At 51.3% G+C, this 552-nt stretch carries 1 protein-coding gene; it reads right to left on the bottom strand.

What is annotated here, in order from left to right; genetic code table 11:
- The coding region (locus R8N47_RS27580) for a M9 family metallopeptidase N-terminal domain-containing protein (protein ID WP_412034500.1) at nt 1–506 on the bottom strand (506 nt) is incomplete at its 3' end.
- Nucleotides 507–552 lie beyond the last annotated feature (46 nt).

Consider the following 552-nt stretch of genomic DNA (forward strand, 5'->3'; position numbering starts at 1 on the left):
CACACCCCACTCACCGCGTTGCGCACGTACCAGTTTTGAGCGTATTGGTCATTCCAGCGCGTCAGCCACTCCGTCACTTGCGGTAAATAAGCGTGTTGCAGCCCCGCACTGTCCATCGTGATGATCACTTCACTTAATACCTTGCCGTGCGGGTCGCTGTTTTCGTAAAAATAAGCGTTGTTTACAAACGCGTCTACCGCCTCTTGCACTGCGGGCGTGACCCAAGAAACAAACGAGATATTGTTGTTGTAAAACTCGGCGTAATAGCCAGCGCGCAAATACAAGTACAAGGCTTCAAGCTCATCACTACCGCCACCAGTATAGGCTTTCGCCAAAGTCACCGTATGCTTTGCCACGTTGTACATGTGGTCAGAATCAAACGCCGCTTCTTGCACTCGGCTTTGAGCAGAGAACAGCTCGTTGATGCAACTTGCACCTTGAGTTTTTATCGCGCTGATCAAGTCGTTGCTGTTGGTGGTTGTGAACAATTCTACGTCACAAACCACGCTTGCCGCTTCACCCGATTGGGTAGCCCGCGTGCGTAACGTCTGT

It is taken from the genome of Vibrio sp. 2132-1, assembly GCF_033344315.1.